We start from the raw sequence: 7,387 nt of genomic DNA, 5'->3' as shown, positions 1-7,387 counted from the left end.
TGGCAATTACAGGCCCATGCGGCGTGGGAAAATCGTGGCTTGCCTGTGCCCTGGGTGCAAATTCCGAGGGATGTCGCCCCCCGATTCCGAAATGATCTCGCCCCCTCGTTCCGAGATTTAATCGCCCCCTGATTCCGAAATGATGCCGCCCCCTTGGAGGGGTGTATGGGCGTGGTGCTCTGCTGGTGAAATGTTCCTTCTTTTGGGTTGTCCAGGAGAAGGAATGAAATGCCTGCGGAGAGATTGGCGATGCGGCGTGTCCGCGAGATTTTGAGATATCGATTTGAAGAGGGCCTTGGCCACAAGGCGATCTCGTACAGGGTCGGGGCTGCGCCCTCGACTGTGCGCGAAACGCTTCGTCGCGCGGAGACCGCCGGGCTGGTTTGGCCGCTTGGCGATGAGATCACCGACGCGGTCCTGGAAGCCGCGCTCTACAAGGCAAACGGGACGAAGACAGGGCACCGTCGCAGCGTGGAGCCGGATTGGGCTCATGTGCACCGCGAGCTGAAGCGCAAGCATGTGACGCTGCAGATCCTGTGGGACGAATACATCGCTCGCCACCCCGATGGTTACCGCTATAGCCGCTTTTGTGATCTATACCGGGGCTGGGCATCCAACCTGCCAGTAACGATGCGGCAGAACCATGCCGCCGGCGACAAGCTCTTCGTCGACTATGCCGGCGATACGGTGACGGTGATCGTCGACCGGCTGAGGGGCAAGACGCGCCAGGCGCATCTGTTCGTGGCCGTGTTGGGCGCTTCGAGCCTATCTTACGCGGAGGCGCGCTGGAGTGAGACACTTCCGGACTGGCTGGGGTGTCACGTCAATGCACTGGAAGCGTTCGGCGGCGCGCCGGCTCTGTTGGTTCCAGACAATGCCAAGGTCGCCATCATCAAGGCCTGCCGCTACGACCCGCAGGTAAACCGCACCTATGCCGGCATGGCCGAGCATTATGGCAGTTCGGTGCTGCCGACCCGGCCACGGCGGCCACGCGACAAAGCCAAGGTCGAGGCGGCGGTGCGGATTGTCGAGCGCTGGCTTCTCGGCCGCCTGCGCCATCGTGTCTTTTACAGCCTGGCCGAGGTCAACGCGGCGATCGGCGAGTTGCTTGCCGATCTGAACGATCGCCGCGTGCTACGCCGTGTCGGCTGCACGCGGCGACAACTGTTCGACGAGATCGACCGGCCCACACTCAAGCCGCTGCCGGCTGAGCGTTACGTCTTTGCTGAATGGCGCATTCGGCGCGCCGGCCTCGACTACCATGTCGAGATCGACCGGCACTATTACTCGGTGCCATACCGCTTTGCGCGGGAGCAGGTCGAGGCGCGCATCACGGCGACCACCATCGAGCTGTTCCGCAAGGGCGAGAGGATCGCCGCCCATCTGCGCTCCAGCGGCAATGGACGGCACACGACGGTGTCGGATCACATGCCTTCATCGCACCGCCGCTTTGCCGACTGGACGATCGAGAGGATCAACCGGGAAGCTTCCGCGATCGGCCCGGATGCGGCCTTGCTGTGCCAGAAGATACTGGCGGATCGGCCGCATCCCGAACAAGGCTTCCGCGCCTGTCTTGGCGTCATCCGGCTCGTCAAGGGCTTCGGTCGCGAGCGCGTCAACGCCGCCTGCGGCCGGGCGCTGGAGATCAACGCCAGGACTTATGGCTCAGTCCGCTCAATCCTCGACAATCACCTCGACCGGGCATCGTCGCGCCAGGCGACGGCTCGCGAGCCCATCGACCACCCCAATATCCGCGGTTCCCGCTATTACCACTGAAGGAGAATGACATGCTTGCACATCCCACCCTCGACCGGCTCAACGCCATGGGCCTGACCGGAATGGCCAAGGCATTCAATGAACTGGCCGCCAATGCCGAGGCCGAACAGCTATCGCATGGCGAATGGCTGGCGCTGTTGCTCGACCGGGAATGGAGCTGGCGCTACGATCGCAAACTCGGCGCCCGCCTGCGCTTTGCCAAGCTGCGCCATCAGGCCGCCCCTGAGGATGTGGACTATCGCGGTGAGCGTGGCCTCGATCGAGCCTTGTTCCTCAAGCTCATCGCGGGCGACTGGATCGATGCCCACGACAATCTGGCCATCTGCGGCCCATCAGGGGTTGGCAAGAGTTGGTTGGCCTGCGCGCTCGGGCATAAGGCCTGCCGGGACGACCGGTCCGTTCTCTATCAGCGTGTCCCACGCCTGTTCGCCAACCTGGCGCTCGCCAGAGGCGATGGTCGCTACGCACGCCTGCAACGCACGCTCGCCCGCGTCCAATTGCTGATCCTTGATGATTGGGGCCTTGAACCACTCGACGATCAGGCCCGGCACGATCTCCTCGAAATCCTCGAGGATCGCTACGGCCGCCGCTCCACCATCATCACCAGCCAACTGCCCGTGTCAGCATGGCATGACGTCATCGGAAATCCGACTTATGCCGACGCCATCCTGGATCGCCTCGTTCACAACGCTCATCGCATCGATCTGACGGGCGAAAGCCTGCGGCGAAAGCAGCCGCAAAAAGCTTGACACCTGACGCATACGAAATGACAACAATCAACGCCAGCAGAGCCCTAGCCCCAGGGGGCGAGATCATATCGGATCCGGGGGCGCAATCATATCGGAACAAAGGGGCGGCTTCGTCGGAATCGGCACGCCGGTCTCATCGGAGGCGATGACCTTGGCCCGGCGCAACGCCGCGACGGCCTTGTCGCACTCGGCCGCGAACGCGCCCTGCGCACGGCGCAACATGTTCATCAGTCCGCCCTGGCTAATGGTGAGACCGAAAAGGTTCGCGAACGCGCCCTGCAGCCGCTCGTAGGACAGGGCCTGGAAAGTCTTGAGATAGGTCGCTACGGCGTGCACGCGTGGCCCGAACGGCGTCCCCTTCGCCGCATCTGGCACAGCCGCGACGACCAGCGTGCCGCAGGACGGGCAACGGACTGCTAGACGCCGATGGCGCTCAATCAAAGGCCTGATCGCGGGAAGCTCAATCTTGTCGTGCTCGCTGACGGTTTCGGCAGCAAGATCGCTCGACAGGCTGGCGCGGCAGCAAAGGCATTGGTCTGGATGATGATCGATGATGCGATCGGCATCCTCATGTCAATGGGCACCGAAGTTTCCGCAAAAGTGGGCATCCAATTTTCCCTATCTGGCGGGTGAAGGTTTCGGTGATCAGCCGGCGTCTTGATCGGTCGATTTCAGTCCTGCTGGGCGGCCACGCTTTTTCGGCGGTGGCGGCGGATTGATGAGCGCTTTGGAGCGAACATGCTCGGGAACAAGATCAGCGTGCTGGCGCAATCGGTAGCTCGAGCCTTCGATCTGCACGACGACGGCATGGTGAAGAAGTCTGTCGAGCAATGCTGTTGCGACAACAGGATCACCAAAAACTTCGCCCCATTCTGCAAAGCCGCGATTGGAGGTGAGTATCATGGCACCCTTCTCGTAACGGGCATTGACGAGCTGGAAGAAGAGATTGCCGCCGCCGGGCACGACCGGGAGATAGCCGATTTCGTCGACGACCAGCAGGGATGCGCGGCATAGATAGCGGATACGCTCGCGCAACTGCCCCTCGCGCTCGGCCTTGGCCAGCGAGGCGATAATGTCGGCGAGCGTGGAGAAGTAGACGCTCTTTGCGGCCTTGACGGCTTCGACGGCGAGCGCGGTCGCCAGATGGCTCTTGCCGGTGCCGGGCGGGCCGAGAAGATGGACTACCTCCGCCCGCTCGATGAACTTCAGTTCGGCCAGCGCCATGATGCGGTTCCGATCGAGCGATGGCTGGAAAGCGAAGTCGAAGCCGGCGAGCGTCTTGATGGTGGTCAGGCGCGCCATCATCAGAGCAGCCTTGATGCGCCGACTTTCGCGCAGAGTTAGTTCTTCCACCAGAAGTTCGTCGAAGGCCTGGATGCCATCGATCTCGCCCTGCTCGATGCGCCGCAGGGTCGCGTCAAGCGCTTCGAGCGCCCGTGGCATGCGCAGCCCGACCAGGCTCTTCCTGATGCTGTCGATCGTGGATGCGTGCATGGTCATGACCGGCTCCCCGCGACGGCCAGTCGCTCGGCGACGGCCTGATAGAAGTCGAGCGAGCGCCGGGCGACATGATCGCCGAGGCGGCCGACGATGATATCCGGGGCGGTCTTCCTCGCCGCGTGGCGAGCTAACCCCTGACGATGAGCAGGATCGATCCGATATTGGCGGCGCCCCTCGAGCACAGGATGGCTGGCGACCAGCCTGCCTTCGTCCAGGATGCGGATGCAGTCGGCAAGCTGGTGAACCTCGACAAGGCGCCGGGTGCGATCGGGAACGCTATAGTAGTTGCCGCCGATCGAGACGAGACCATCATGGCTGACGCGACGCTCCAGCTTGAGAAGCGCGTCGAAGGGAACTGCCGGGAGAGGTTGAAGTTCCGGCTGCTCTGCCGCGAAGGCTTCGCTGACGATGCGTTGCGTGGTGCCGTGCAGGCGAGCATTGGCGACGGTGTCGAGCCAATCTTGCAATTGCTCATTCAGGTCGTCGAGATTGCGGAAGCTGCGGGCCAGGAAGAAGTCCTCGCGGATATAGCGGAATGGTCGCTCGACTTTGCCCTTGGTTTTGGCGCGATACGGCCGGCAGGCTCTGGGCTGGAAGCCAAAGTGCTTGGCCAGCGCCAGCAGCGAGCGATTGTAGATGATGTGGCCTTCGTTATCTTCGCCGGTGACCGCCGTCTTCATCCTGTCGTAGAGGATCTCGATCGGTACTCCTCCAATGGCGTCGAACGCCTGCATATGACAGCGCAGCAGCGTTTGCAGGTCCTGGTGCATGACGTAGCGGGCGAAGATGTAGCGCGAGTGGCCAAGCACGAGCGAGAACAGCCAGACGATGCGCGTCACGCCCGGCGCGTCGGTGAACTCGGTGACGAAGCGCGCGAAGTCGATCTGTGCTTGATATCCGGCCGGAGTCTCGAACCGCACCTCGAAGGGACGCACCTGCTCCTGCGGTCGGATTGCGGCCACGAAGCGCTTCACGGCGGTGTAGGCGCCGTCATAGCCGCGCTCACGAATCTCGCGCGTCAGGCGCACGGCGCTCAGATCGGGAAAGGCCGAGACCCGTTCGCGCAGATAGTCGACAAAGGGCACGATCTTGTTTGGCCGCCCCGCCTGTCGCGGGCCATAGGCGGGAAGTTCGAGCCCGCGCTCGATGTATTTGCGGACCGTCTTGGGATCGCGGCCCGTTCGCCGAGCAATCGCGGTCACGGACAGGCCCTGACGGTGTAGATCCAATATCATCAGAAGTTCTCCAAGTTGGACCACCAGCGCCGCTCCGATTCCGATCAAATCGGGACGGACTATCGACGCCGGAGCGAAAGCCGCCAGTTCCGGGACGCGTCCCGGAACTGGCGGCAGCAGCGCCAACTAGTTCACCTTGGCAGAGATTTGAACGCATTGATCACCGGGTCAGAGGCTTTCCTGCCCAAGTCCATTTGAACGGCTTTGCCATGGTCTTGTTGAAATGGTTGATGAAGCGCTCGATGCGGTCTTTGAGAGCGGCCTTCGAGGTGAAGGAGGCGCGGCGAAGCACCTTGCGCACCAAGATTGAGAACCAGATTTCGATCTGATTGAGCCAGGAAGCGTGTTTTGGTGTGAAATGGAAAGTAATGCGATGGCTTTTGTCGCTGAGGAACGTGGCGCGGCTGGCCTTTGTTGCCAGGACGCCGTCGCGCCCTTTGCGGCCGAGCGTTGCTTGGTCAATGCCGCACTGAGCGGCCACCAGCCGCACGACGCCTTCCGACTTGTGGGTGTCCAGATTGTCGCAAACGACACGCCAGCCCATGGTTTTGGGTGCCGTGGCAACCAGGGCCTTGAGAAAGGTCACGAACTCAGCCTCGCTGCGGCTATCGGCGACCGTGCCGATAACCTGTCCTGTCGCGACGTCGAATGCGGCAATCAGGGCCTGCGTACCATGACGGATGTATTCGAACTCGCGTCGCTCGACCCGGCCAGGCGTCATCGGCAGGGACGGTGCGATCCGCTCCAGCGCCTGGATGCCGCTCATCTCGTCGATCGAGACAGTCCGTATCGTTTCCTTGGCGGCGATGGCGCTGTGATAAACGGCGCACACATCGACGCATTTGGCCTCGAATTCGGGATCAGGTTTGGGCGTGAGCCAAGGCCGCACGAGATGCGGCTTGAGGTCGGATTCTTTTTAAAAAGCGCCCCACCGAACGGGGCGAGATGGAGCCGATGATGCCGCGGCGTACCGCCTCGCGGGCCAGGTCACTGGCACTCCACTGGCTGAGCGGCACCCCGCAGTCCTCGGGCCGTTCGCAGGCCAGCGCCACGATCGCGCAGATCTGTTCTGGGGTGATCCGCGCCGGCGCCCCCGAGCGCGGCGCATCCTGGAGCCGTTCCACAACGGGTGTGCCGGGGCTGGCAGCCAGCCAGCGTGCGCGCCACTGGCTGACGCCCTTGCGCCACACGCCGATTCGCTCGGCCGTCTCGCCAACTCCCAACCCGTCAGCCGCCAGCACGATCATGCGTGCGCGTAACGCCAGGTGCTGGGGCGTTGAACGCCGGCGGATCAAGCCTTCCAACTTGCAACGCTCCTCGACACTCAGAACAATCGGCAAAGGACGACCTGCCATGCTCTTCTCCTCAAGGTTCCGAATCACCTCAAGTGAATCACAACACGACACCCGCCAAAACCCGCGAGTCACAACTTCAGCCAAGGTGTACTAGGGAATTTTCGATGCCCACAATCAGGGAATATTCATCGCCCGATGACATCCTCACTCATGGCGCGGCTGTGACCTTCATGACCCGCCTTGGCGCCGCCAGGCTTTGCCCTGTCCCGACGCGCCTTGCGATCGCTCGAAGGTGGCTTGGACGACGTGCGTGATGTCTTCTCTGGCCGCTGCATCCGCAGCACCAAATCGATCAACTCTTCCTTCGTCAGACGCTGCAAATCAGTGCGATCCATATCCCCATAGATTCAGGGATTCTTGCCCCTGACAAGGGCCTGAGTAATTACGATGGGCGTCCCATGACGCCGCGTCCTCGAACCCGGACGGCTCGCGCCCGGCATGCAGAAGATCCGTCGTGATCACCGGCAGCCCGCGCTCCAGCATGTAGGCGCGTGAGGCGGCATTCAGGACCCACCGGGCCGACCCGCCGTGCAGGAGCTGCAGGAAGTTCAGCCGGCTCTTCGACTTGGTGGTCGTGAACACGGCGAACCGGTCATTGCCGATTTGCGTACACACGCCATTGACCGCGCCATGGCGGGCCCCGGTGTCGTCGACGCTGACCCAACCGGCCGAAGCGAGCCCGGCCGTCAGAACCTGCTTCGCTTCGGCGACGAAGGTGTCGATCTTGCTGGTCAGGATCCGCACGACCTGGCGCTTGGAGATCGACACACCG

At 62.6% G+C, this 7,387-nt stretch carries 6 protein-coding genes and 3 pseudogenes; 2 read left to right on the top strand and 7 right to left on the bottom strand.

Annotated elements, in window-relative coordinates; translation table 11 throughout:
* Positions 1-249 precede the first annotated feature (249 nt).
* On the top strand, positions 250-1,776 hold the full coding sequence (gene istA, locus EOB59_RS32785; RefSeq protein WP_128178333.1) for an IS21 family transposase: 1,527 nt from the start codon (positions 250-252) through the stop codon (positions 1,774-1,776).
* An 11-nt stretch (positions 1,777-1,787) separates the two neighbouring features.
* On the top strand, positions 1,788-2,525 hold the full coding sequence (gene istB / locus EOB59_RS32780) for an IS21-like element helper ATPase IstB (RefSeq protein WP_128178331.1): 738 nt from the start codon (positions 1,788-1,790) through the stop codon (positions 2,523-2,525).
* Between the two features lie 117 nt (positions 2,526-2,642).
* Here istB (EOB59_RS32780) and EOB59_RS32775 read toward each other — a convergent pair.
* From EOB59_RS32775 to EOB59_RS35455, 7 genes and pseudogenes are all read right to left on the bottom strand, one after another.
* Positions 2,643-3,092, bottom strand: a pseudogene (locus tag EOB59_RS32775) (transposase); the annotation flags it as partial.
* 78 nt (positions 3,093-3,170) lie between these two features.
* The gene (gene istB, locus EOB59_RS32770; RefSeq protein ID WP_128178009.1) at positions 3,171-4,025 is read right to left on the bottom strand and encodes an IS21-like element helper ATPase IstB; all 855 of its coding nucleotides are present in this window, start codon (positions 4,023-4,025) and stop codon (positions 3,171-3,173) included.
* Positions 4,022-5,284: an IS21 family transposase gene (gene istA, locus EOB59_RS32765; protein WP_128290162.1), complete on the bottom strand. Its 1,263-nt coding sequence runs from the start codon at positions 5,282-5,284 to the stop codon at positions 4,022-4,024. The genes istB (EOB59_RS32770) and istA (EOB59_RS32765) overlap by 4 nt, the downstream gene beginning before the upstream one ends.
* A gap of 136 nt (positions 5,285-5,420) precedes the next feature.
* Positions 5,421-6,149, bottom strand: coding sequence for a transposase (locus EOB59_RS32760; protein ID WP_206622092.1), 729 nt, complete (start codon positions 6,147-6,149; stop codon positions 5,421-5,423).
* Positions 6,121-6,615, bottom strand: coding sequence for a helix-turn-helix domain-containing protein (locus EOB59_RS32755; protein ID WP_128178013.1), 495 nt, complete (start codon positions 6,613-6,615; stop codon positions 6,121-6,123). Before EOB59_RS32755 ends, EOB59_RS32760 begins: the two co-directional genes overlap by 29 nt.
* A 146-nt stretch (positions 6,616-6,761) precedes the next feature.
* A pseudogene (locus tag EOB59_RS32750) lies at positions 6,762-6,950 on the bottom strand (IS66 family transposase); the annotation flags it as partial.
* Positions 6,937-7,387 (bottom strand): annotated as a pseudogene (locus tag EOB59_RS35455) (hypothetical protein); the annotation flags it as partial. The pseudogenes EOB59_RS32750 and EOB59_RS35455, both read right to left, overlap by 14 nt.

It is taken from the genome of Mesorhizobium sp. M7A.F.Ca.MR.176.00.0.0 (assembly GCF_004023165.1).
Taxonomy (GTDB): domain Bacteria; phylum Pseudomonadota; class Alphaproteobacteria; order Rhizobiales; family Rhizobiaceae; genus Mesorhizobium.
The sequence above is the reverse complement of the archived record's forward strand: the minus strand, read 5'-3'. Positions and strand labels throughout refer to the sequence as shown.